General features: G+C 62.1%; 23 protein-coding genes. 16 read left to right on the top strand and 7 right to left on the bottom strand.

Going from position 1 to position 23,992, the window contains the following annotated elements:
- The first annotated feature begins 150 nt into the window (after nucleotides 1-150).
- The gene (locus JHW44_RS07895) at nucleotides 151-1,794 is read left to right on the top strand and encodes an ABC transporter ATP-binding protein/permease (RefSeq protein ID WP_089343481.1); all 1,644 of its coding nucleotides are present in this window, start codon (nucleotides 151-153) and stop codon (nucleotides 1,792-1,794) included.
- A complete protein-coding gene (locus tag JHW44_RS07890) occupies nucleotides 1,791-3,380 on the top strand; it encodes an amino acid ABC transporter ATP-binding/permease protein (protein WP_089343482.1) in 1,590 nt (529 codons plus the stop codon). The genes JHW44_RS07895 and JHW44_RS07890 overlap by 4 nt, the downstream gene beginning before the upstream one ends.
- Here JHW44_RS07890 and JHW44_RS07885 read toward each other — a convergent pair.
- From JHW44_RS07885 to JHW44_RS07875, 3 genes are read right to left on the bottom strand one after another with little or no spacing between them, the layout of a single operon-like run.
- Nucleotides 3,370-4,341, bottom strand: a complete 972-nt coding sequence (locus JHW44_RS07885) for a methyltetrahydrofolate cobalamin methyltransferase (protein WP_089343483.1) — start codon at nucleotides 4,339-4,341, stop codon at nucleotides 3,370-3,372. The genes JHW44_RS07890 and JHW44_RS07885 overlap by 11 nt on opposite strands.
- 10 nt (nucleotides 4,342-4,351) lie before the next feature.
- Complete coding sequence (locus JHW44_RS07880) at nucleotides 4,352-5,233, bottom strand: 5,10-methylenetetrahydrofolate reductase (RefSeq protein WP_089343484.1); 882 nt, start codon at nucleotides 5,231-5,233, stop codon at nucleotides 4,352-4,354.
- Nucleotide 5,234: 1 nt separating this feature from the next.
- Nucleotides 5,235-5,531 (bottom strand): virulence factor, encoded by a 297-nt coding sequence (locus tag JHW44_RS07875; protein WP_089343485.1) that lies wholly within the window; start codon nucleotides 5,529-5,531, stop codon nucleotides 5,235-5,237.
- Nucleotides 5,532-5,709: 178 nt separating this feature from the next.
- On the opposite strand from JHW44_RS07875, the gene JHW44_RS07870 reads away from it, so the two are divergent.
- Both JHW44_RS07870 and JHW44_RS07865 read left to right on the top strand, forming a co-directional pair.
- Nucleotides 5,710-6,831 (top strand): Ppx/GppA phosphatase family protein, encoded by a 1,122-nt coding sequence (locus JHW44_RS07870; protein ID WP_089343486.1) that lies wholly within the window; start codon nucleotides 5,710-5,712, stop codon nucleotides 6,829-6,831.
- Nucleotides 6,831-7,586 (top strand): RlmE family RNA methyltransferase, encoded by a 756-nt coding sequence (locus JHW44_RS07865; RefSeq protein WP_089343487.1) that lies wholly within the window; start codon nucleotides 6,831-6,833, stop codon nucleotides 7,584-7,586. Before JHW44_RS07870 ends, JHW44_RS07865 begins: the two co-directional genes overlap by 1 nt.
- Here the strand turns inward: JHW44_RS07865 and JHW44_RS07860 are convergent.
- Together JHW44_RS07860 and miaA are read right to left on the bottom strand one after the other, a co-directional pair.
- A complete protein-coding gene (locus JHW44_RS07860) occupies nucleotides 7,574-8,395 on the bottom strand; it encodes a helix-turn-helix domain-containing protein (RefSeq protein WP_179217653.1) in 822 nt (273 codons plus the stop codon). The genes JHW44_RS07865 and JHW44_RS07860 overlap by 13 nt on opposite strands.
- A gap of 293 nt (nucleotides 8,396-8,688) precedes the next feature.
- Nucleotides 8,689-9,576, bottom strand: a complete 888-nt coding sequence (gene miaA / locus JHW44_RS07855) for a tRNA (adenosine(37)-N6)-dimethylallyltransferase MiaA (protein WP_089343626.1) — start codon at nucleotides 9,574-9,576, stop codon at nucleotides 8,689-8,691.
- An 85-nt stretch (nucleotides 9,577-9,661) separates the two neighbouring features.
- Between miaA and pyrH the strand changes: the two genes are divergently transcribed.
- The 9 genes from pyrH (at nucleotide 9,662) to JHW44_RS07810 (ending at nucleotide 19,101) form a co-directional block, all read left to right on the top strand.
- Complete coding sequence (gene pyrH, locus JHW44_RS07850) at nucleotides 9,662-10,396, top strand: UMP kinase (RefSeq protein ID WP_089343488.1); 735 nt, start codon at nucleotides 9,662-9,664, stop codon at nucleotides 10,394-10,396.
- A 9-nt stretch (nucleotides 10,397-10,405) separates the two neighbouring features.
- Complete coding sequence (locus JHW44_RS07845) at nucleotides 10,406-11,227, top strand: ion transporter (RefSeq protein ID WP_089343489.1); 822 nt, start codon at nucleotides 10,406-10,408, stop codon at nucleotides 11,225-11,227.
- Nucleotides 11,228-11,362: 135 nt separating this feature from the next.
- Nucleotides 11,363-11,926, top strand: coding sequence for a ribosome recycling factor (gene frr / locus JHW44_RS07840; protein WP_089343490.1), 564 nt, complete (start codon nucleotides 11,363-11,365; stop codon nucleotides 11,924-11,926).
- 7 nt (nucleotides 11,927-11,933) lie between these two features.
- A complete protein-coding gene (uppS, locus tag JHW44_RS07835) occupies nucleotides 11,934-12,665 on the top strand; it encodes a polyprenyl diphosphate synthase (protein WP_089343491.1) in 732 nt (243 codons plus the stop codon).
- A gap of 14 nt (nucleotides 12,666-12,679) precedes the next feature.
- On the top strand, nucleotides 12,680-13,510 hold the full coding sequence (locus JHW44_RS07830) for a phosphatidate cytidylyltransferase (RefSeq protein WP_089343492.1): 831 nt from the start codon (nucleotides 12,680-12,682) through the stop codon (nucleotides 13,508-13,510).
- A gap of 3 nt (nucleotides 13,511-13,513) precedes the next feature.
- The gene (gene dxr, locus JHW44_RS07825) at nucleotides 13,514-14,671 is read left to right on the top strand and encodes a 1-deoxy-D-xylulose-5-phosphate reductoisomerase (protein WP_089343493.1); all 1,158 of its coding nucleotides are present in this window, start codon (nucleotides 13,514-13,516) and stop codon (nucleotides 14,669-14,671) included.
- Entirely contained in the window at nucleotides 14,668-15,999 is a 1,332-nt protein-coding gene (rseP, locus tag JHW44_RS07820) for an RIP metalloprotease RseP (RefSeq protein WP_089343494.1), read from the top strand. The genes dxr and rseP overlap by 4 nt, the downstream gene beginning before the upstream one ends.
- Nucleotides 16,000-16,102: 103 nt before the next feature.
- Complete coding sequence (bamA, locus tag JHW44_RS07815) at nucleotides 16,103-18,406, top strand: outer membrane protein assembly factor BamA (RefSeq protein WP_089343495.1); 2,304 nt, start codon at nucleotides 16,103-16,105, stop codon at nucleotides 18,404-18,406.
- An 80-nt stretch (nucleotides 18,407-18,486) separates the two neighbouring features.
- Entirely contained in the window at nucleotides 18,487-19,101 is a 615-nt protein-coding gene (locus JHW44_RS07810) for an OmpH/Skp family outer membrane protein (protein ID WP_179217654.1), read from the top strand.
- On the opposite strand, the gene JHW44_RS07805 is transcribed toward JHW44_RS07810, so the two are convergent.
- Both JHW44_RS07805 and JHW44_RS07800 read right to left on the bottom strand, forming a co-directional pair.
- Complete coding sequence (locus tag JHW44_RS07805; RefSeq protein WP_089343497.1) at nucleotides 19,102-20,040, bottom strand: nucleoside hydrolase; 939 nt, start codon at nucleotides 20,038-20,040, stop codon at nucleotides 19,102-19,104. It lies immediately after the preceding gene.
- 96 nt (nucleotides 20,041-20,136) lie between these two features.
- Complete coding sequence (locus JHW44_RS07800) at nucleotides 20,137-21,135, bottom strand: Fe(3+) ABC transporter substrate-binding protein (RefSeq protein ID WP_089343498.1); 999 nt, start codon at nucleotides 21,133-21,135, stop codon at nucleotides 20,137-20,139.
- Nucleotides 21,136-21,260: 125 nt separating this feature from the next.
- Here JHW44_RS07800 and JHW44_RS07795 point away from each other — a divergent pair, with 125 nt between their 5' ends.
- The 3 genes from JHW44_RS07795 to rpmA all read left to right on the top strand — a co-directional run bounded on the left by JHW44_RS07795 (nucleotide 21,261) and on the right by rpmA (nucleotide 23,934).
- Complete coding sequence (locus JHW44_RS07795) at nucleotides 21,261-23,081, top strand: ABC-F family ATP-binding cassette domain-containing protein (RefSeq protein WP_089343499.1); 1,821 nt, start codon at nucleotides 21,261-21,263, stop codon at nucleotides 23,079-23,081.
- A gap of 187 nt (nucleotides 23,082-23,268) precedes the next feature.
- Nucleotides 23,269-23,649, top strand: a complete 381-nt coding sequence (gene rplU / locus JHW44_RS07790; RefSeq protein WP_089343500.1) for a 50S ribosomal protein L21 — start codon at nucleotides 23,269-23,271, stop codon at nucleotides 23,647-23,649.
- A 12-nt stretch (nucleotides 23,650-23,661) separates the two neighbouring features.
- The gene (gene rpmA, locus JHW44_RS07785; RefSeq protein ID WP_089343501.1) at nucleotides 23,662-23,934 is read left to right on the top strand and encodes a 50S ribosomal protein L27; all 273 of its coding nucleotides are present in this window, start codon (nucleotides 23,662-23,664) and stop codon (nucleotides 23,932-23,934) included.
- The last annotated feature ends 58 nt before the right edge of the window (nucleotides 23,935-23,992 follow it).

The following is a 23,992-nucleotide window of genomic DNA, read 5'->3' as shown; positions in this document are numbered from 1 at the left end:
ATGGCTTTGCCGACAACCGGAAACATGATGGCATGAAAGGAAAATGACCGAATGGCCAGACCTTGTTAGGGATTTCGCCTTTGCGCAGGGACCGCAGCCGCGACCTCGCGGCGCATTGACGTCGTGGGGCCAGGACGTGAAGACCGCAGCATGAGCATTTCATCCTCTCGGGTTGCAGGAAAACTGCGCGAATTGACTGCGCCGCAAAAGCGGCAGATGCAGTTCGGCGCGCTGATGGTGGTTCTGGCTGAAATGCTGTGGCTGCCGCAGGCGGGAATTCTGGCCGCATCGCTGGGGGCGATGACGGCGGGAAGGACGCCCGACCTGTTCCTGACGGCGGGCGCTGTGCTGGGGCTTGGGCTGTTGCGTGCAGTTCTGGGCATGATCGCCGCGCGACAAAGCGAGATGGCAGCGGATGCGATCATCGCACAGGGCCGTGCAGAACTGCTGATGCGGGCGGAAAAGCGCGCACCCGGTGCCGATCTGCCCTCTTCAGCCGAAACAGCGGCGCTGCTGGTGGACAAGTTGGCCATGATGCGCGCCTATCTGCTGCGCTGGCAGGCGGCGAGGGCGCGGGTCATGGTGGTTCCGCTGTTGATCATGGCCGTCACATTTCCGGTCTCATGGGCGGCGGGGCTGATCCTGATGATCAGCGGGCCGCTCATCCCCGTGTTCATGGCCCTGATCGGCATGGCGGCCAAGGATGCCTCGGCCCGGCAGATGGACGAGATTTCCAACCTCAATTCCCTGTTGGTGGACCGTCTGGCCGCGCTGATTGATATCCGGTTGCTGGGGGCGCAGGATGCCATGCTGGAGGATTTCTCGACAAGGGCGGACCGCCTGCGCGTCAAGACCATGCAGGTGCTGCGCATCGCCTTTCTGTCCAGTGCCGTGCTGGAGCTGTTTGCGGCCCTGGGCGTGGCGATGATGGCTGTCTATATCGGTTTTACTCTGCTGGGACAGCTGGATTTCGGCAGTTGGGGGCAGGCTCTGCAACCGGCGGAAGGGATCTGGCTGCTCTTGCTGGCCCCGGCCTTTTTCCAGCCTCTGCGCGATCTGGCGGCGGCCTGGCATGACAGGGTGGCGGCGCAATCGGTGGCGGCAGAGTTGATCGGCGACGAAGATCGGCAACTGCCAACCATGCCGGGGCAGGGTGGTCGTGCCACGCCGATCACGGGGGATATTCACCTGCGCAACCTGATCCAGCGGGGCCGGGCCTATCCGGATCTGGATATCGCGGCGGGTGAAAGCGTGGCGATCACGGGTCCGACAGGCAGTGGCAAGACCACGTTGCTGTTGACGCTGGCGGGAATATTGCCGGCCTCGGGGGCGCTGCGCATCGGCGACAGGACCATTGACGAGGACGCGGCGGATGGTTGGCGCGAGTCACTGGCGCTGATCCCTCAACATGTGCATTTCCTTGATGCCTCACTGCGCTGGAACCTGACATTGGGTGCCGATTTCGATGATTCCAGCCTGGCCGAGGCGCTGAGAATCGCGCAGGCCGAACATATCCCCGCGCGACTGCCGCAGGGGCTGGATACGATTCTGGGAGAGCAGGGCGGTGGAGTTTCGGGTGGCGAGGCAAGGCGGCTGACCATCGCCCGTGCCGCGCTGTGGAACCGCCCCCATGTGCTGGCCGATGAGCCGACCGCCGATCTTGACGATCACACGGCCCGGGCGATCATCGCCGGTCTGCTGGCGATGCATGCGCGCGGGGCCAGCGTGATCGTGGCGACCCATGACCCGCGCCTGATCGAGGCAATGGACAGACGGGTGGATGTGACGCCATGACAGAGCTTTGGCAGATATTGCGACTGATCTGGCGCGCAAGACGGGCCGAGATGTCGCGGGCGTTGACACTGACGGTGGCCGTGATGCTGGCTGGACTGGCGCTGCTGGCGCTGTCGGGCTGGTTCATCGTTGCCGCAGGTATCGCCGGTCTGGCAGGCACCGGAGCGGTGTTCGATGTGTTTCGGCCCTCGGCCGGGATCCGCTTTCTGGCCATGGCCCGCACCGCAGGGCGCTATGGCGAGCGGCTCTTGTCCCATGATGCCACGCTCAAGGTCCTTGCCAGCCTGCGCGTGACATTGCTGTCGGGCCTGTCACAGGCCGGATATGCCACGCTTGTCCGTCTGCGTGGTGGCAAGGCGCTGAACCGGCTGACAGCGGATGTCGATGCGCTGGACGGCGTGGCGATCAGGCTGGTCTTCCCGGTGCTGGCCGGGCTTCTTGCCGCGCTGGCCAGCTTTGCGGCTCTGTGGATGCTGGTCGCGCCGGTTGTCGCGATCTGGGCGATCGGCAGCTATGTCGCAGGAACCGCGATTGCATTCACCTGGGGCGGGCGTTCCGCGGCCCCGGTTGCCGCATTGGCTGAAGATCTGCATCAGGACTTGCGCGCCGGAGTGATCGACCATCTGCGCGGACGGGTTCTCCTTGCGACGATGGGTCATCTGTCGGAAAGCCGACAGGCACTTTTGCAACTGGATCAGCAGGCTCGCGACACCGCCATGACGCAATCGCGGGTGGAATGGCGGGTCGCGGCGTTGTTGCAGGGCGTGGCCGCATTGACATTGGCGGGAACGATCCTGATTGCGGGCAGAATGGCTGTCGAGGCGCAGATCGGTGCCGCGCAGGCCGCGCTGGCGATCTTTGCCGCGCTGGCCCTGACCGAGCTGGGCGGAGCCATGCAGCGTGGTATTGCGGAACTGGGCCGCATGCGCAGCGCCGCGCGAAGAATCGTGCCGGCCCTGCAGCCCCAGCCTGAGCAGGTGCCCGCCCAGCCCTCGTTGCGGGTCGCAGGCGGCGGGTTGCAGTTGAAGTATGTCTCCGTCAGACCGATGCCCGGTGCTGCGCCTGTCATCCACCAATTCACCCTCTCCGTCGCGCCGGGAGAGACCGTCGCCCTGACTGGCCCCAGCGGATCGGGCAAGACGACGCTTCTGAACGCGATTTCCGGTTTGCTGCCCCTCGATGGCGGTCAAATCTGCCGGGACGGAAGACTGGGCTATCTGCCCCAACGGCCCGCCTTGATGGCCGGCAGCCTGCGGGACGCGCTGCATTTTGCCGCGCCGGACAGCGATGATCACGACAAAGACGCTGTTCTGGCGGTTTGCGCGCTGCCGGTCGCGCTGGATTACCAATTGGGAGAGGGCGGTTCCGGCCTGTCAGGTGGCGAATATCGGCGACTGGCGCTTGCGCGGGTGTTGATCCAGCGGCCCGACATCCTGTTGCTGGATGAGCCGACCGAGGGGCTGGATGCAGCAACTGCCGAAAGGGTTCTGCGTGGATTGCGCGACTGGTTGCCCGATTGCGCAATCCTGATCGCGGCGCATCGGCCAGCCGAAATGCGGCTGGCCGACCGTATCATCAGCCTTTAGCCGAACGCGATCTGCGCCCGCCACGACGTCCACTGCCCGCAGTGGACGAGGCATCCTTGCTGGCCTCGGCAAAGCTGGCGCCCTGTTCGACCGCCTCGATCACGCGCGCAAAGCGGATCCATTCGCCGCCATTGGGGTCATGGTCCATCAGCAGATTGGCAGCGCGGATGGCCTCCATCTCGACCATGCGTACGGGGTTCATGATGGCGCTGGTCATGCCCGCTCCGATGGCCATGGGCAGGAAGGCGGCATTGACCCCGTGGCGATGGGGCAGGCCAAAGCTGATATTGCTGGCCCCGCAGGTGGTATTCACGCCCAGTTCCTCGCGCAGACGGCGGACAAGGGAGAACACCTGCCGTCCGGCCGTGGCCATGGCGCCGACCGGCATGACCAGCGGATCCACAACGATATCATGGGCCGGGATGCCGAAATCGGCGGCGCGCTGGACGATCTTGCGCGCGACGGCAAAGCGGACATCGGGGTCTTCGCTGATGCCCGTGTCGTCATTGCTGATCGCGACAACCGGAACATCGTATTTCTTGATCAGCGGCAGGACCGTTTCCAGTCGATCTTCCTCGCCCGTGACGCTGTTGACCAGCGGGCGCCCCTGCGCTGTCTCCAGCCCGGCCTCAAGCGCGGCGGGAACCGAACTGTCGATGCAAAGCGGCACATCCACCAGTCCCTGGACCAGTTCGATCACCCTGCGCATCAGCGGCGGTTCGGTGATGTTGGGATCGGGGTTCGAGTTGTAGACCACCCCGGCATTCACATCCAGGACCATGGCACCACAGGCAACCTGCAGGACGGCATCGCGTTCGACGGTGGAAAAATCGCCCGCCTCCAGTTCTGCGGCCAGTTTCTTGCGGCCGGTCGGATTGATCCGTTCCCCGATGACGCAGAATGGCTCGTCAAAACCAATTGTCGCGGTCTTGGTCGCCGATTGAAGAACGGTTCGGGTCATGTATCACCTTTCATTCTGTTCGGGCCTTGTTCAGCCAGTCTGTCGAGGCCGATATTCCGCCAAGGGGAAAGAGATGGGCGGCGGAAATGGGGAAATCGGGATCATTCTGTCGGGCCTGCGCCAGCGCCGACACGAATTCGGTCGGTTCATAGGGGGTCAGCAGTTTCGTGACATCACGGGCACGGCGCTGCAACACGCGCAACGACGGGCCAACCCCGCACATGATCGCGAATTTCAGCATGGTCTGCAGTTTCGCCGGACCCGCGACACCAATCCGGATCGGCATGGAAATTCCCGCCTGCCGCAGCCTCTTGCCCCAGGCGATGACCGGCTCGGCTTCAAAGGCGAATTGGGTGACGATCTGGAATTCTGCATCGCTGCGCGCGGCGAAATCGGCTTTCCATTTCAGCGCACGCATTACCTCGGCCTCGCCGCCATCGGGGTCGATGTCGCGGTTTCCCTCGGGGTGGCCGGCAATGAAAAGCTGGCTGAAATCGCGAATGTGACCGCTGTCCAGCAATTGCATCGAATCGGAATAGGGGCCCTTGGCCTCTGCCAGTCCGCCAGCCAGCAACAGCAGACCCGAAGCGCCGCTGTCACGATAACCGCTGACCCAATCGCGCAGCGCGGCTTCATCTGGCAGCAGCCGCGCGGGCAGATGAGGCACGACGCGATACCCCTCGGCAGCCAGTCGCGAGACGGCGGCGCGCATGTCTTCGACCGCAGTGCCGTCAATATGGGCAACAAAGACCAGCGCGCCGGCGGGCAGATGGGGCCGCAGATCGGGAATCTTGTCCAGGGTGCGCGGCATGACCTCAAGCGAGGCATCCTGCAGGAACTCTGCCATCGCGGCATTCTGGGCAGGCGGAGAGCGAAAGCGCATCAGGGCCATCCTAGTCATCCTCATCTGCGGGCCGGAAACCGGCATTGTCGATCAATGCGCGAATCCTCTGGCTGTCGTATTCTGTCTCGATCTGCGCGGCGAGGCTGGCGGCATCCGGGGCATCCAGACTCTCGCGGCGCCATTGCGACAGGTAGTCATCCGTGCCGGAAAGCCCGGCCTTCATTGCCGCGCGGTCGATCGCCTGTTCAAAGCGTTCAGACAAGGACACACGGGTTGCGCCGCGGCCCTTTCCCTGCATCACCTGCGCCGGGATGTCGCGCCAGTATACCAGTGTCACGCTCGCCATCTGTCCACGTCCTTGCCGTCATGCGTCAAAGTTCGCACAGGAGTATTTCCGGAATGGTTCACTTGCGACCATGTGGATGGTCGTTTGCGACCTCCGGGTCATTTGCGGGCGCGGCCTCTTGTATGCGCATCGTCGGCAGGCTACCTTTCATTCAACTTACCATCGGAGGGCGTGTGTTATGGCGCCCAAGCGTCCTGCGGGTGCGGACGCGTTCCCGAGAAATGCGGTCGAGCCGTCGGTCACCCGCCATTCCGAGGAGGGGGCGCTTTATGCTGCCCTCGATCTCGGCACAAATTCGTGCCGGATGCTGATTGCGCGACCGCGCGGCAGTCAGTTTACGGTCGTGGACAGCTTCTCCAAGCCGGTTCAGCTTGGGCAGGGGCTGGAAGCTTCGGGACGCCTGTCCCGCAGCTCGATGGCGCGTACCGTTCACGCATTGCAGGTATGTCGGCGCAAGCTGGATCAGCATCAGGTGCGCAACATGCGGCTGGTCGCGACCGAGGCCTGCCGGCGGGCCCGCAACAGTCGCGATTTCCTGCGCACGATCCGGCGCGAGACCGGTCTGCCCTTCGAGGTGATCGGGGCCGAGGAAGAGGCACGCCTGGCAGTCATCTCCTGCGCGCCACTGGTCAGCCAGTCCACCGAGACGCTGATGGTCGTGGATATCGGTGGCGGTTCGACCGAGCTGGTCTGGATCGATCTTGAAGATGTCGAACCCAAGGAGCGTTCCCGTGCGATCATGCGGCTGTCTGATGGTTTCGGCAGCCCGCAGCCCGGTGGTGCGCGTGTGGTCGACTGGATCAGCGTGCCCCTGGGTGTTGCGACCCTGCGCGACCAGTTCGCGGATGTCGAGGAAGATCAGGGCCGTTTCGCGCTGATGAGCTGGTATTTCGAGGAACTTCTGTCCGATTTCGCGCCCTATGCCGATGGCTCGCCCGATGAGGGTTTCCAGATCATCGGGACATCAGGCACGGTCACGACGGTCGCGGCCAGCCATCTGGGTCTGCGCCGCTATGATCGCACCAAGGTGGACGGCCTGGAAATGACCAGTGACCAGATCGACAAGGTCATACATTCCTATCTGCAGTTGGGCCCGGATGGGCGACGCCGCGATCCGCGCATTGGCCGCGAACGCCATGCGCTGATCATGTCCGGTGCCGCCATTTTGCAGACATTGATGCGCGTCTGGCCGACAAATCGGCTGTCCGTGGCGGATCGCGGACTGCGTGAGGGGTTGCTTTATGCCCAGATGGTGCGCGATGGGGTGCTGACGCCGGATGGCATGAACGGAGTTGCATGATGAGCAAGGGACCAAGCAGTCGCGCTGGAAAATCCAGCGGGCGTGGGCAGCGCGACCTGCGCGTGCGGGTCAAGACGGCCAAGGGACGCAGATTGTCCAGCAAGCTTTGGCTTGAGCGGCAGTTGAACGACCCCTATGTCACGCGTGCAAAACGCGAAGGGTTTCGCGGGCGCGCGGCCTACAAGATACTGGAACTGGACGACAAATACCGTTTTCTGGTGCCGGGTGCCCGGATCGTTGACCTGGGCTGCGCGCCGGGGGGCTGGTGTCAGGTCGCCGTGCAGCGCGTGAATGCGCTTGGCGAAAGGGGCGACAAGCCGATCGGCCGCGTGGTCGGCGTTGACCTGCAGGAAGTGGACCCGATTTCAGGGGCCGAGATTCATCAGCTCGATTTCCTCTCGGAAGGCGCGGATGATCTGGTCAAGGGCTGGCTGGGTGGACCCGCCGATGTCGTGATGTCGGATATGGCCGCCTCATCCTCGGGGCACAAGACGACCGACCATTTGCGAATCGTCGCCCTTGTCGAGGCTGCGGCCGAACTGGCCTTTGACGTGCTGGAACCGGGCGGCACCTTTATTGCCAAGGTTCTGGCAGGCGGGGCCGAGGCCAATATGCAGGCCATGCTGAAAAAGGCATTCACCAAGGTGGCCAATGTCAAGCCGCCGGCAAGCCGTAGCGATTCATCCGAGAAATTCGTAGTTGCGACAGGGTTCCGTGGCCGTCCGGATATGGGCGGGGCGTCTCAGCAAAGCTGAGCGCGAAAGGCGTCCGGCGTGCGGCCCGTTGCCGCCACGAAGCTGCGGGTGAAATGGGCAAGGCTGGAATAGCCAAGCTGCGCCGCGATTCCGGCAGGCGTTTGATTGCTCTGGCGCAGCAACTCGACCGCCAGTTCCAGACGCAGCTTGTTCAGCATCTCGACCGCGCGCATTCCGCGCGCGGCAAGGCAGGCGCGATCCAGCGTGGCGACGTTGCTGTCCAGCTTTCGGGCCAGATCGGCCACCGATACCTGTCCCAGAGGTTGATGGCGCGCCAGCGTCAGAAAGCGCTCGGCCAGCGGGCGGTCCGCTGTCTGTTGAGGTCTGCTGGGCGCGTGGCGATCCAACGGGCTCAAGCCTTCAAGGATTTCCGCCAGTCCGGCCAGCGGTGCGAAAATTTCCCTTGCTTCGCAAGCGGCCAGTTTCCGCAGGCATTCCAGCAGTGCGGGCGATGTCGCTCCGATATGGCCTGCAATGCCATCTGCTGGCAGGATCGCACGCATATCCTGGATCAAGGCCGACGGAATCAGAGCGACATAGCCTTCGGTATCGCGCATCGGAATGCTGGCGAAAGCCGTGCCGGCCGGAATATATCTCAGGTCTCCGACACCAAGGCGATGTTCGCGTCGCGGAAAGTCGAGACCAAGATGGCCCCTGGTGACCCAGACCAGGCAATGCTCGGTGCGGGTTCTGGGTTTCGGACGGGGTCCGGGTGCCCCCCAGACAAAGGTCGCCAGAGGCAGAAGGCTGACGCCCTGCGGCTTGCCGTGTCTGCCATGTCCGCCCCCGCGCCCTTGCGGAGACGTCATCCGGACCGGTCGCTCTGGATGCGTGAATGTCAGGCTGTCGGATGATTTTCTTGCCGGAAACGAGGGAATCTTGCTGTCACAGATGCCGGCCCGCGCCAACCGCCGAGCCTCCTGTCCCGACACGCTGCGCGCCTTGATGCGTCCCAGACCCGCAGATTTAAAAGGAAATCCCGGTGGTAGATCTGTTCTCTCGCCATCCATTTCAGCGCCATCCCGGCCAGACAAGTCATGAGCGGATTATCGCCTATTCTCTGATTCTTCTCAAGCGATATGGGACAGCGAGGTGCAAACCGTCATTGATCGGGTCCGACCGGCCAGTTTGTCCAGTCGCGCATGCGTCCCCGAAACCAGATGCGCTGGGATTTCGCATATTGCCTGGTGGCGATGACGGCGCGTTCGGTCGCGGTTTGCAGATCCATGTCGCCCGCCAGAAAGGCCATCAACTCGGGAGCACCGATGGCGCGGGCCCATTGCTGGCCGGGATCCCAATGGGGCTGCAACTGACGCGCCTCTTCCAAAGCTCCGGTGGCCATCATCTGGTTGAAACGAAGCGCGATCCGGTCGGCCAGCCAGTCGCGATCTGCCGTCAGCACCAGATTCTGAGAATGCTGCGGCGCGATCAGGGGCGGGGGCGTGTCATCCTGCCATTCCGACAGGCCGCGTCCGGTGGCCCGCAGCACCTCCCAGGCGCGCTGGACGCGGGCGGGGTTGCGAATGTCGATGCGGTCGCGCGTGCGTGCGTCCAGATCCGCCACCATTCGCGCCAACCCGTCTTCCTGCGCCAGCAAGGTATCACCCTCGGCCCGAAATTCCGGTGGCACGGGGGGAACATAGGCCAGCCCGCGCGTCAGTGCGGTCAGGTAAAGTCCCGTTCCTCCCACAATGATCAGGCGCTGGTTCAGCAGGGGCTCGACATCGCGCAGCCAGTCGCCGACCGAATAGCTGGCCCCGCGATGCACATGCCCATACAGCCGATGTGGCGCGGCGGCCTCGTCCTGGGGGCTGGGGCGCGCGGTCAGCACCCGCCAGCAGGACCAGATCTGCAGGGCATCGGCATTGACGATCAGCCCGCCCTGCGCCTGGGCCACGGCCATCGCAAGCGAGGATTTTCCGCTGGCGGTCGGACCTGCGATCAACAGGTGGCGGGTGGAATCGATCCGGGATAGATCGGTAGGGCGCATCTGACGTTCCGGGCTGTTGATTGTCCGGGTCTTTTGCGACATTTTGCGCCGCGATGAAAGCGACGGGCCCATGGAAGGACAGCTCATGACCGAAGAAACGGGCTCCGCGCCCACTCAGTACAACCGGGTGATGCTCAAGATTTCAGGCGAGGCGCTGATGGGGGACCAGGGTTTCGGCCTGCATCCGCCCACCGTATCGCGAATCGCCAACGAGGTGGATGTCGTTGCCAAGATGGGCGTCGAGGTCTGCATGGTGATCGGTGGCGGCAATATCTTCCGCGGTCTGCAGGGCAGCGCGCAGGGAATGGAGCGGACAACGGCTGACTATATGGGCATGTTGGCCACCGTCATGAATGCGCTGGCGATGCAATCCGCGCTGGAAGCCCTGGGCCATCATTGTCGGGTGATCAGCGCGATCCGCATGGATGAGGTCTGCGAACCCTATATCCGCCGCCGCGCCATCCGCCATCTTGAGAAGAAGCGGATTGTCATTTTTGCTGCCGGCACCGGCAATCCCTATTTCACCACCGACACTGCAGCGACCCTGCGCGCCAACGAGATGACCTGCGAGGCGATCTTCAAGGGCACCAAGGTCGATGGTGTTTACGACAAGGACCCGGCCAAGTTCCCCGATGCAAAACGCTATGGCGAAGTCAGCTATGACGAAGTGCTGCAAAAGCATCTGGGCGTCATGGACGCCTCGGCCATCGCACTGGCGCGCGACAACCGGCTGCCGATCGTGGTGTTCTCACTGGATGAACCGGGCGGCTTCCGCGCGATTCTCGAGGGACGGGGCACCTATACCCGCGTTCATGTTTGACAGGCTGACATGAATTCTCTGCGCGCCCGTATCGACCTGATGGTTCACAGTCAGGTCGCTCAGCATGTCATCACCGCCGTCATCATGTTCAACGCGGTGATTCTGGGTTTTGAGACCTCGGATGAGGTCATGAGCCACTTCGGACCGCTGATCCTGTTTCTGGACGCGCTGTGCCTGTCGATCTTCGTGATCGAGCTTGCGGCAAAGCTCTTTGCTCGCGGAGCACGGTTTTTCCGCGATGGCTGGAACGTCTTTGATTTCGTCATCGTCGGAATCGCCCTGATGCCGGCGACCCAGGCGTTGTCGGTCCTTCGGGCGTTGCGAATCCTGCGGCTGCTGCGAATCGTTTCGGTAACGCCGCGTCTGCGTCGCGTGGTCGAGGGATTCCTGGATGCCCTGCCTGGCATGGCCAGCGTTTTCCTGCTGATGGGAATCATCTTTTACATTGCGGCCGTGATCGCGACGAAGATGTTCGGCCCGACCTTTCCCGACTGGTTCGGGACATTGGGCAAATCGGCCTATTCCCTGTTTCAGGTCATGACGCTGGAAAGCTGGTCGATGGGAATCGTCCGCCCGGTCATGGAGGTTCATCCCAAGGCGTGGCTGTTCTTTGTGCCCTTCATTCTGGTGACGACATTTGCAGTCATGAACCTCGTGGTGGGTCTGATCGTGAACTCGATGCAGGACGCCCATCATCAGGAAGAAAACGAGAATACCGGGGTCTATCGCGACGAGGTTCTGGCACGGCTGGACAGTATCGAGAAGCGCCTGTCCGGACTGCCGACGGGGCAGGTCGGCGGACCGCGCCAGAACGGCGAGGCAGGGGATTAGAATACCAGCGCCGGCAGGGCTTGTGCGATCTGTTCGATGGACGGCTGACCTTTGCCTGACACTTGGGCAAAGCCTTTGCCAATGCTGCGCATTATGGTTACAAGCAAACGAAATTCAATTCAGAGGCAGTCCGATATGGCAGAGGACATCGAAATCGACATTGACGATCTGGAACGTCGCATGAAGGGCGCCATGGAAAGCCTGCGCCACGAATTCGCATCGTTGCGGACCGGTCGTGCGTCGGCATCCATGGTTGAACCCGTGCAGGTAGAGGCCTACGGCCAGATGACCCCGGTGAACCAGCTGGGAACGGTCAATGTGCCCGAACCCCGGATGGTGACGATCAACATCTGGGACAAGTCGATGGTCGGCAAGGTCGAGAAGGCCATTCGCGAAAGCGGACTTGGCATCAATCCGCAGACCAATGGCACCATCATCATGTTGCCGATCCCCGAGTTGAACGAGGAACGGCGCAAGGAACTGACCAAGGTCGCCGCCCAATATGCCGAAAGCGCCCGCGTTGCCGTGCGCAATGTGCGTCGTGACGGCATGGACCAGGTCAAGAAGGGCAAGGCCAATGGCATGCCCGAAGACGACCAGAAATTCTGGGAAACCGCAGTTCAGGAATTGACCGACAAGATGATCCGCCTTGTTGATGAGGCGCTCGAGGCCAAGCAGGCCGAGATCATGCAGGTCTGAGGTAATAATGGCCGCGAAAACTGCACAGGCTCTTGCGTCAGAGGGCGCCACGTCGAATCGTCACGTGGCCATCATCATGGACGGCAATGGCCGTTGGGCGGTCGAGCGCGGCTGGCCGCGTCTTGTCGGCCACAGACGGGGCGCGGAACGGGTCAAGCAGATTGTCCGTGCCTGCCCCGATCTGGGGGTGAACTGGCTGACGGTCTATGCCTTTTCCACCGAGAACTGGAAAAGATCGACCGAAGAGGTTCTTGGCCTGATGAAGATCTTTCGCCGCTACATCGAGCGCGAGGCCGAGGGCATGTCCGCCGAAGGCGTGCGCATGCGATTTATCGGTGGGCGCGAGCGTCTGGACCCAAAGCTTCAGGCGCTGATGGCGTCAATCGAATCCCGGACGGCGGGAAACACCCGCCTGAACCTGACCGTCGCGATCAATTACGGCGGTCGGGACGAGTTGACGCGCGCTGCCGGTCGTCTGGCGCAAAAGGTTGCAAGCGGTGAGGTTGATACGCCGAGCGAGGCGGATCTGGCCGCATGTCTGGACACGGCGGGTCAGCCTGATCCTGATCTGGTGATCCGGACATCCGGCGAAACCCGGACATCGAATTTCCTGCCATGGCAGGCGGCCTATGCCGAATATGAATTTACCCAGACGCTCTGGCCGGATTTCACGCCCGATCATCTTGCCGAAATTCTCGAGAGGTTCGGTCTGCGCGAGCGTCGTTTCGGAGGCGTATGAGCAAGAGGGATCCCATGACACCACAGCCCTCGACTTCGGGAAAATGGGGCGATCTGTCGCGACGCATCGCCTCGACGGTGGTTTTGTTGGGCATCGGGGTTCTGCTGGCCAGCGCGACTGGAATCTGGTTGCGTCTGGGCATGGCAGTGATCTGTGCGGTCACCTTCTGGGAACTGGCCAATATGACTGGCTGGCGCCATCCGCAACTGCATGCCGGACCATTCGGCAGCTGGCGGCCGCTGGTCCTGGCCGCGATTGCCGGCGTTTCCCAGTTTCTGGCGCTGGTCCTGTATCACCCGCTGGCTTGGGTGGCATTGCTGTTGCCGATCATCCTTGGCCTGCCAGGGGCGGCCCGTCGTGACCGTCTGACCTATGGCATTTTCGGAATTGCCATCCTGCTTGTTGCCTATGGTCTCGTGCTGTTTCGTGAAGATTATGGCCTGGGCTTCGTGCTGTGGCTGATGGGCATCGTCATCGTTTCGGATACGGCGGGCTATTTCTTTGGTCGCATCTTGGGCGGTCCGAAATTCTGGCCCTCGCTCAGCCCGAAAAAGACCTGGTCGGGAACCGTTGCCGGCTGGATCGGCGCGGCAATCCTGGGTGCCTTGCTGTGGTTGTCCGGGCATGGCGACGCATCCCTGGTCTGGGTCTCTCCTCTGGTCTGTTTCGCGGGGCAGATGGGTGATATCGCCGAAAGCTGGCTGAAACGGCGCGCCGGGGTCAAGGACAGTTCCAACCTGATTCCCGGCCATGGCGGCTTCATGGATCGTTTCGATGCTGTCACCGGTGCCGTTCTGGCGATCCTGCTGATCGGGCTTTTGACCAGTCTACCTGCGGTGAACTGAGCAATGCGACGTATCTCAATTCTTGGTGCGACCGGTTCGGTCGGAAGCAATGGCTTTGATCTGATCCGGCGTGCGGGCGGGGCTGCGGCTTTCAATGTCGTTGCGCTGACCGGAGGTCGCAATATCGAACGCCTGTCCGGAATGGCGCGGGAATTGCAGGCCGAAATCGCCGTGACCGCGCATGAGCATCTGTTGCCGGACCTGCGCGACGCTCTGGCAGGAAGTGGCGTAGAGGCCGCTGCAGGCACCGAGGCCCTGATCGAGGCCGCGGCTCGGCCCGCTGACTGGGTGCTGTCGGCGATTGTCGGCTCGGCCGGTCTGGCCCCCGGGTTGCGTGCGTTGGAACAGGGCGGCGTTCTGGCGCTGGCAAACAAGGAATCCCTGGTCTGTGCCGGACCGTTGATTCAGGATGTCGCAAAAGCCCACGGCGGGACCATCCTGCCTGTTGATTCTGAACATTCTGCAATTTTTCAAGCGCTTGCACATGAAAACCTTGAAACTGTCAAGGATGTGACGATTACCGCCTCGGGCGGGGCCTTTCGCGACTGGCCGCTGGAACGCCTGGCCTCGGCCACGGTTGCCGAGGCCTCGACCCATCCGAACTGGGCCATGGGTCAGCGGATCACGATCGACAGCGCGTCGATGTTCAACAAGGCCATGGAAGTCATAGAAGCCAAGGAATTTTTCGGCGTCGAAGCAGATCGCATCAAGGTTCTGGTTCATCCTGAATCGATCATTCATGCCATGGTCAGCCATGTCGATGGCGGCACGATTGCCCATCTGGGCGCGCCTGACATGCGCCACGCCATTGGCTATGCGCTGAACTGGCCTGAACGCGCGGCGCTGCCGGTAGCACCGCTGGATCTGGCGGCCATTGGCAGCCTGACATTTCGCGCACCGGATGAAACCCGCTGGCCGGCCCTTCGCCTTGCCCGGCAGGTCATGCATGCGGGCGGCATGTCCGGGGCGGTGTTCAATGCCGCCAAGGAGCAGGCCCTGGACGATTTCATCGCAGGAAAGATCCGTTTCACTCAAATGGCGCCCCGGGTTGAAGCAACCCTGGAAGCCATGGCGGGCCGGGACGGTTTCACTGCTGCACCCGAGACATTGGAGACGGTCCTGCATTGGGATCGCCTGGCACGACAAGAGGCCGCTGCATGACAGATATGATCCCGCAATTTGGCGGCACGCTCTGGACCCTTGCCAGCTTTGTCGTGGCCTTGGCGGTCATTGTGACTGTCCATGAATATGGTCACTACATCATTGGCCGGCTGTCCGGAATTCGGGCCGAGGTGTTCTCGGTCGGCTTCGGGCCGCGGCTTTTCGCGCGGCGTGACCGCAGGGGCACCTTGTGGCAGGTCGCAGCAGTCCCGCTGGGGGGCTATGTGCGCTTTCTGGGGGATTCCAATGCCGCCAGCGCCGGAACCGGCCAGCAGGTCGATCCGGCCCTGCGGCGCCAGACGCTGACCGGGGCGCCGCTATGGGCGCGGTTTGCCACGCTGCTGGCAGGGCCGGTGTTCAATTTCATCCTTTCGATCCTGATCTTCGCGGGCTTTGCCCTGTTCCAGGGATTGCCGACCCAGGAAGTCCGCGTCGGAGAAATTGCTGCCGCCCCCCCGGGCGTCGTCAACGAGTTGCGACCGGGTGATGAAATCATCGCCATCAACGAGCAACCGATTTCAAGCTGGGGCGATATCGGACGGGTGGGGTCAGAACTGCCGATCGCCACGGAATATGACTGGCAGGTCCGGCGCGCGGGTGAGTTGGTCACGGTGCAGGGGCCGGATCCGATTCCGCCGCGCATCACCGGCGTTGCACCCCGCAGTGCGGCGGCAGATGCAGGTCTGAAGGCGGGTGATGTGGTTCTTGCCATCGAGGACAAGCCGATCTCGCGCTTTTCCCAGATGCGTAGCAGTGTCGAGGCCGCCGCTGGCCGTCCGCTGGCGCTGACGGTCTGGCGTCCGGAACAGGGAACCGCGGATTATACGCTGGTGCCGAAACAACAGGATCTGCCCCTGGCCGGGGGAGGCTATGAAAAACGCTGGCTGATCGGTGTGACCGGAGGCGAGGGCTATTTCGCGCCTGCAACCCGCCGGGCCGGGCTGGCTGAATCCCTTTGGCTGGGGGCGTTGCAGACCTGGGGGATCATCACGTCTTCGCTGGCGGGAATGTGGGCGATGATTTCGGGCCAGATCGGCAGTTGCAATCTGGGCGGTGCCATCAGCATCGCCGAAAGCACGGGACAGGCTGCCAGTGCGGGCGGGGCCAGCTTTCTGTGGTGGATCGCGGTTCTTTCGGCGGCCATCGGTTTTCTGAACCTGTTGCCGGTTCCGGTTCTGGATGGCGGCCACCTGATGTTCTATGTCTACGAGGCCATCAGTGGTCGTCCGCCATCCGACCGCGTGCTGAACCTGTTGACGGCGATTGGCATGGCTGCGGTGCTCAGCCTGATGATTTTCGGCCTCACGAATGATCTTTTCTGCCCCTGAAGTGCGATGTGCTTTTGACAGCAGGGCAGCTTTGGGGCACAAGCTATGCGCAAAAGAAGGTGCTCGCAGCGCACCATTGCAGGCTTGAAAAAGAGGGGCAGCGATGACACGGAAACTGGGCAAGGGCGCGGTCGCGCTGGTGGCGGCTCTGACCATCTCGGTGCCGGCGGCGCTGTTGGTGCCGCAGGCAGCATCGGCATATGTGTTCAATGACGTCCGGATCGAAGGGGCGCAGCGGATCGAACCGGCGACCATCCTGTCCTATGCCAATATTGCGCGTGGTCAGAACGTTTCGGCGGGGGAATTGAATGATGCCCTGCAGCGCCTGCAGGGATCTGGCCTGTTCGAAACGGTCGAGGTGACCCCGCAAGGCAGTCTTCTGGTGATCAAGGTCAGCGAATATCCGACGATCAACCAGATCAGTTTCGAAGGGAACCGCCGCATCAAGGACGATCAGCTTGCGCAGATCGTTCGAAGCAAGTCGCGGCGCGTCTATCAGCCCTCTCAGGCCATTGCGGATGCGTCCAATATCGCCGAAGCCTATTCCACCGAGGGCCGTCTTGCCGCCCGTGTCGATCCCAAGATCATCCGGCGCGGTGACAATCGGGTCGATCTGGTATTTGAGATCCAGGAAGGTGATCTGACCGAAGTCGAACGGATCAGCTTTACCGGCAACCGCGCCTTCAGCGACCGTCGTCTGCGCCAGGTGCTGGAGACCAAGCAGGCAGGGATCCTGCGCGCCCTGATCCGCCGGGATACTTTCGCCGCCGAGCGGATCCCGCTGGACGAGAAGATGCTGACGGATTTCTATCGTTCGCGCGGTTATGCCGATTTCCGGGTTCAGGCCGTGGCGCCCGAACTGACGCGGGAACGCGATGCCTTCTATATCACCTTCAACATCCAGGAAGGTCCGCGCTATCGCTTTGGACAGGTTGATGTCGTCTCTGAAATTCCCGGCGTCGATGCCGCAGCCTTCCGCAAGGAAAACCGGGTTGATCGCGGCGATGTCTATAATCCTGCGACCATCGACAATACCATTCGGCGGATGGAGACGGTCGCCCTTCAGCAGGGTCTGAATTTCGTCAATATCGAACCTCGCATCACGCGCAATCCGTCGAACCAGACCCTCAACCTGACCTTCGCGTTGACGCGTGGGCCGCGGGTCTTCGTCGAACGGATAGACATCGAGGGCAACACCACCACCCTGGATGAGGTGATCCGTCGGCAGTTCACCACCGTTGAGGGCGACCCCTTCAATCCGCGCGAAATCCGCAATGCTGCCGAACGCATCCGGGCGCTGGGGTATTTTTCGGACGCTCAGGTTGAAAGCCGTCAGGGCAGCAGCCAGGAGCAGGTGATCGTCGACGTCAACGTCGAAGAGCAGCCCACCGGCTCGCTGTCATTCGGGGCGTCCTATGGCGTCAGCGCAGGCGTTGGTCTGAATGTCTCGCTGAATGAATCGAACTTCCTGGGCCGTGGCCAGACACTTGGCATGACGGTGTCGACTGCAGATGGCGACCGCGAGGGATCGATCAGGTTCATCGAGCCCTATTTCCTTGGGCGTGACCTGCGTTTCAAGTTCAACACCTGGTATAGCGAAACCGAGGATTGGTATGCCGATTACGACACGCGGTCGGTCGGCATCAATCCTTCGATCGACTTCCCGGTTTCTGCCAATGGCCGCCTTGAGCTGAGCTACAAGCTGTCGAAAGACTGGCTCAGTGATCTTGATGAGGACAGTTCGGCCATTCTGGAGCGGGAAGTGGGCGAACGTATCACGTCGGCGCTGGGATATTCCTATACCTGGGATACACGAAATACCGGGCTGGATCCGCTGAACTCGTACAAGTTCACTTTCTCGCAGGATATCGCAGGTTTGGGGGGCGACGTCAAAAGCGTGACCACCACCGCGCTTGCCGGCTTTGAATCCACGGCCTGGCGCGATGATGTGACCTTCCGCGGGGAAATCGAGGCTGGCGGCGTCCATGCCTATAGCGATTACTCGACATGGATCATCGACCGTTTCCGTTCGGGTTCGCGCATTCGTGGATTTGAATCCAATGGCATTGGCCCGAGGGATCTGGCTGCGGACAATGAGGATGCCCTGGGAGGCAAGTATTTCTGGGCCGCGCGTGCCGAGGCGCAATTCCCTCTGGGACTGCCCGAGGAATATGGCATCACCGGCGGCCTGTTTGCCGACATTGGTTCTATCTGGGGGCTGGATGACACGACCGGCACGGATGGAGAGACCGTCGATGACGACATGCATATCCGCGCCGCAATCGGTGCCTCGATCTTCTGGACGACGCCGATCGGTCCGCTGCGCTTCAACTTCTCGAAGGCTGTTCGCAAGGAAGATTATGACGAAGAGCAGAACTTCGATCTGACCATTTCGACCCAGTTCTGATGCAGAGCCGGACGATATGCACCGGACTGGCGTTCTGCCTGTTTTGGGGCGTGTCGCCGGTCTGGGCGCAGCAAGACGACATGTCGTCTGCGGTGTCCGATCTGGGTTCGACCACCTCTGAAGCGACGGTGGATTCCGAAGATCATGCCGCGCTTCCCACCCGCACGATCGAAGCCAAGGGCAAGGCCGTGGGCAATGCCCCCATCCTGACGGTCAATCAAGAGCGGTTGTATGAGGATTCGGCCTGGGGGCAGCGGGCGCAGCGCGAGCTTGCCCGGAAAGGCGGAGAGATCGCGGAGGAGAACGACCGTATCGCCGCCCAGCTTTCAGCCGAAGAGGCAGAGTTGACGCAGAAGCGGGCAGCGCTGGCCCCGGCCGAGTTCCGCAAACTTGCCGAAGCCTTTGACGCGCGTGCCACCTCGATCCGGCGCGAGCGCGCCCAGATGGTCCAGCGACTTAACGCCGAGGCTGAAGCCGACAGGGCCGCCTTCTTTCAGGCGGCGCTGCAGGTCATGGGTGAAGTGATGCAGGAACGCGGCGCGGTTGCCGTGCTGGATCGGCGCACGGTCTTTGTTTCGCTGGATGCCATCGACATCACCACGGATCTGATCGAGCGTCTGAACATGCGGATCGGCGATGGGTCCAGACCCGATGAAGCGCCGACACCGGATGCCGCCACGCAATCTGACAACTGATCAGGGCAGACGCGCCAACCGTTCGCTCAACAGAGCAAACAGCCTGTCCCGATCCACATGGCGGATGAACAGCGCATTGGGTGTGCGCTCGGTGACGCCCCACCAGTCGGCTACCGTCATGCCGGTGGTGAACTCTCCCTGCGTTTCGATCTCGACATTGATATGGCGCCCGGTGAACAGATCGGGCTGCAACAGCCAGGCAATCGTGCAGGGATCATGCAGCGGCGCCCCCTTGCTGCCGTATTTCTCCTTGTCATATCGTTCGAAGAAATCGGTCCAGCTTGCAACGGCCGGACCGCAGCGGTTCGGCAGGGCACGCATTTCGGCGATCCATTCGGCCGAGGTCAGCGCCTCATGCGTGGCGTCGAGGGGCAGAACCACAAGCGGCACGCCAGAGGCGAAGACCTCTTTCGCGGCAATCGGATCGACATAGATATTGAATTCGGCGGCCGGGGTGACATTGCCGACCTCGAAATAGGCACCGCCCATCAGAACGATCTGCTGCACGCGGGTGATAATGTCGGGGGCGCGGCGAAAGGCGGTGGCAATATTCGTCAGCGGCCCAATGGGAACCAGAGTTACGCTGTCTGCCGGTTGTGCGCGCAGCGTGTCGATGATGAAATCGACACCATGTTGCTCTTGCAGCGGCATGGTTGGTTCGGGCAGCTCGATCCCGTCAAGGCCGGATTGACCGTGCACATGTTCGGCGGTGACCAGTTCGCGATCCATCGGGCCGGCGCAGCCCGCGTGAACCGGAATGTCGGGCCGCTGCGCCAGTTCCAGAATCTTGCGGGTGTTCATCTCGGTGCGTGACAACGGCACATTGCCCGCGACCACGGTGACGCCCAAAAGCTCCAGCTCGGGGCTGGCCAGCGCCAACAGAATCGCAACTGCGTCATCCTGTCCGGGATCTGTGTCGATGATGATCTTTCGTGCCATCCTGCCCTCCTGAGTGTTGCGGTATTAGTGCGACGCGATGAAAAAGGGCGCAAGCCGAAAGCCTGCGCCCCTGTGATATTCCTGTAGATGGTGGAATCAGCCGTCGAAATTCACCTCTTCGATCAGATCCAGTGCCTGCGGGCGAAGATCCGAGATTTCCGCCAGAGGCATGCTGTCGGGCGTGAACTCACCCCAGCTTTTCACAAGTTCCGAGCGTTCGACGTGGTCCGAGACCGGGAATTCGAAATTCGTTTCGGCGTAGATCTTCTGGGCCTCGTCGCTGACCAGAAAATCCATCAGCTGCCGCGCGGCATCCTGATTGGGCGAGGCCTTGGTCATCGCGACACCCGAGACATTCACATGGGTGCCGCCATCGGCGAAGGTCGGAAACAGGATGCGCACCGATTCCGCCCAGTCCTTCTGCTCGTCATCCTGCAGCATCTTGCCCATGTAATAGGTATTGCCCAGGCTGATGTCGCATTCGCCGGCCCAGATCGACTTGACCTGCGAGCGGTCATTGCCCTCGGGCCGTTTGGCCAGATTGGCCTTCACGCCTTCCAGCCAGGCCTTGGTTTCCTCGGCGCCGTGATGGCCCAGATAGGCAGCGGTCAGCGCAACGTTGTAGTCATGGGTGAAGGGGCGGGTGCAGATGCGGCCCTTCCACTTCGGATCGGCCAGATCCTCATAGGTGGTCAGCTCACCATCAGCCACACGATCCTTGCTGGCATAGACGATGCGGGCGCGCGTGGTCAGTCCGAACCAGTGATTGTCCGAGTCACGCAGCGTTTCGGGGATCACGTCCAGTGCCTCGTCATTGACGGGCTGGGTGACGCCGGCTTCCTTGACCTCGCCCAGACGGGCGACATCAACGGTCATGATCAGATCGGCGGGGCTGCGGTCGCCTTCGGCCTGAAGGCGCTCGACCATGCCCTTGTCGACAAAGGCCGTATTGACGGCAATCCCGGTTTTTGCGGTGAATGCATCGGTCAGCGGCTTGAGCAACTCGGGCTGGCGGTGTGAATAGATATTCACCTCGTCGGCCAGGGCGGGCAGGGCGGTCGTCGCAGCAAGAGCGGCAAGGATCAGGGAACGCATCGATGACTCCTTTGGTCAGATTTGTGCGTTTCTCGCAGCATGGCATGGGCGCGTCAATACCCGACTAAAGGAATCGGAATATGCGGGCGATTGACCATCGCGACTCCTCGGGATAGGCGCAGCACATGGCAAGAGCACCCCTTTTACAACTGACCGACATTTCGCTGACCTATGGTGGCGATCCCGTATTTGACGACCTGTCCCTGACCGTCCAGCAGGGCGACCGGGTGGCGCTGGTCGGACGCAACGGCTCTGGCAAATCCACCCTGATGAAGGTCATGGCCGGATTGGTCGAGGCCGATCGCGGAGAGGTTGTCCTGAACGCGGGGGCGCATACCGGCTATATGGAGCAGGACCCCGATCTGTCCGGTTATGAAACGCTTGGCGAATTTGCCGCGGCCGGACTGGATGATGCCGAGGGCTACCGGGTCGAGATGGCTGCCGAAGGGCTGAAGTTCGATCCCAAGCGCCCCGTTGCCACCGCGTCCGGGGGCGAACGTCGCCGCGCTGCTCTCGCGCGCTTGCTGGCGCAGACCCCGGAACTGATGTTGCTGGACGAGCCGACCAACCATCTGGACATCGAGGCGATCGGCTGGCTGGAGGACTATCTCGGCCAGACCCGTGCGGCCTATGTCATCATCAGCCATGACCGCGCCTTCCTGCGTCGGCTGACGCGAGCGACGCTGTGGATCGACCGTGGCGTGGTTCGTCGGCAGGAAAAGGGCTTCGAGGCTTTCGAGGACTGGCGCGAAGCGACCTGGGCCGCCGAGGATGATGCAAGACACAAGCTGGACCGCAAGATCAAGGCCGAAGCGCGTTGGGCCGTCGAGGGAATCAGCGCAAGGCGCAAACGCAATCAGGGCCGTGTTCGCGCGCTGGCCGCGCTGCGTCAGGAACGCTCGTCACAGATCAGGCGTCAGGGAACCGCGGCGCTTGCGCTTGAAGCCGGTTCGCAATCGGGCAAACGGGTCATCGAGGCAAAGGGAATCTCGAAGGCTTTTGGCGATCGGGTGATCCTGAAGCCCTTTGACTTGCGTATTCAACGCGGGGACCGCGTGGCCTTTGTGGGCCCGAATGGCGCTGGCAAGACGACGCTGATCAAGATGCTGATCGGCGAAGTCGAACCCGATGAAGGCACGATCACGCGCGGCACCAATCTGGAGATCGCGGTCTTCGATCAGGCGCGTGCCAAGCTGAATCCTGATCAGAGCCTGTGGGAATCCTTGACCGGTGATCCTGATATGAGCGTCTCTGGCAGGGCGGATCAGGTGATGGTTCGCGGACAGCCCCGGCATGTTGTCGGCTATCTCAAGGATTTCCTCTTTGACGAGGCGCAGATGCGCGCCCCTGTGCGGAGCCTGTCGGGCGGGGAGAAGGCGCGACTGCTGCTGGCCCGGTTGATGGCGCGACAATCCAACCTGCTGGTAATGGACGAACCGACCAATGATCTGGACGTCGAAACACTGGATCTGTTGCAGGATTTGCTGGGCGATTATAACGGCACGGTGCTTCTGGTCAGTCATGACCGGGACTTTATTGATCGCGTCGCAGATACCACGATTGCCATGGAGGGGGACGGCCGCGCGATCGCCTATGCAGGCGGCTGGACCGATTATCGCAGCCAGCGGCGAGCGGACCGTGAAGATGCCGGCCAGGCATCGGCAACGACGGCGAGAAAGGCAGAACCTGTCGCGGCCGTCCGCAACAAGCCCGCAAAATCCGGATTGAGCTTCACGGAAAAGCACCGACTTGAGGAACTGCCCGCGGTGATTGAACGGCTTGAGGCCGAAATTGCCAAGCTGGCCGAATTTCTGGCCGATCCCGAACTTTACCGGACTGCGCCGAAGAAGTTCGAGAAGGCGACCGAGGCGATGGCCGAACGTCAGGCCGCGCTGGAAGCCGCCGAAGAGGAATGGCTGCTGCTCGAGGAAAAGAGCGGCGGCTGATCCCGCGCAGATGCTTGACTTGCGTATATGAATGGGCCATATCAGCGCGACCGGCCGGGCAATCGCTCTTGGCCGGTGCATTATTTTAATGACGTCCCGACAGAGGGATGCGCTGTTCGACGGCGGGGAAACCCGAAACACCGGTCATTCCGGCGGCCATAGGACGCGGCAAACAAAGGAAGATGCGATGTTCGCAGTTCTGAAGACTGGCGGCAAGCAGTACAAGGTTCAGGCAGGAGACGTGTTGCGCGTCGAAAAGCTTGACGCTGCTGCCGGTGACAAAGTGCAGTTCAACGATATTCTGATGGTGGGCTCGACTCTGGGCGCGCCTCTGGTGGACGGAGCCTGTGTTCAGGCCGAGGTCATCGACCAGATCAAGGCCGACAAGGTCATCACCTATGTCAAGCGCCGCCGGAAGCACAGCTCGCAGCGGACCCGTGGTCACCGTCAACAGCTGACGCTGGTCCGTGTGACCGACGTGCTGGAAAAAGGCGCTGCAAAGACCGGCGTGAAAGCCGCTGTCGGTGCACGCAGCAAGAATGCGGCAGATGCCGCCGTCGAAGCGTAAGGAGACTGAACCATGGCACATAAGAAAGCAGGCGGTTCGTCCCGCAACGGTCGCGACTCAGCCGGACGCCGCCTTGGCGTCAAGCTGTATGGCGGCCAGGCAGCAAGCGCTGGCAACATCATCGTGCGTCAACGCGGCACCAAATGGTGGGCAGGCGACAATGTCGGCATGGGCAAGGATCACACCCTGTTCGCGCTGACCGATGGTCACGTGGCCTTCAAGAAGGGCCTGAAGGGTCGCACCTTCATTTCGGTGATTCCCGCCAGCCTCGAGGCTGCCGAGTAACCCAAAATTAACATTCCGGTGTTAGAGGGGGGATCGGCGAAAGCCGGTCCCCCCGACC

Origin of the sequence: Paracoccus seriniphilus, assembly GCF_028553745.1 — a bacterium.
Classification (GTDB): domain Bacteria; phylum Pseudomonadota; class Alphaproteobacteria; order Rhodobacterales; family Rhodobacteraceae; genus Paracoccus; species Paracoccus seriniphilus.
The sequence above is the reverse complement of the archived record's forward strand: the minus strand, read 5'-3'. Positions and strand labels throughout refer to the sequence as shown.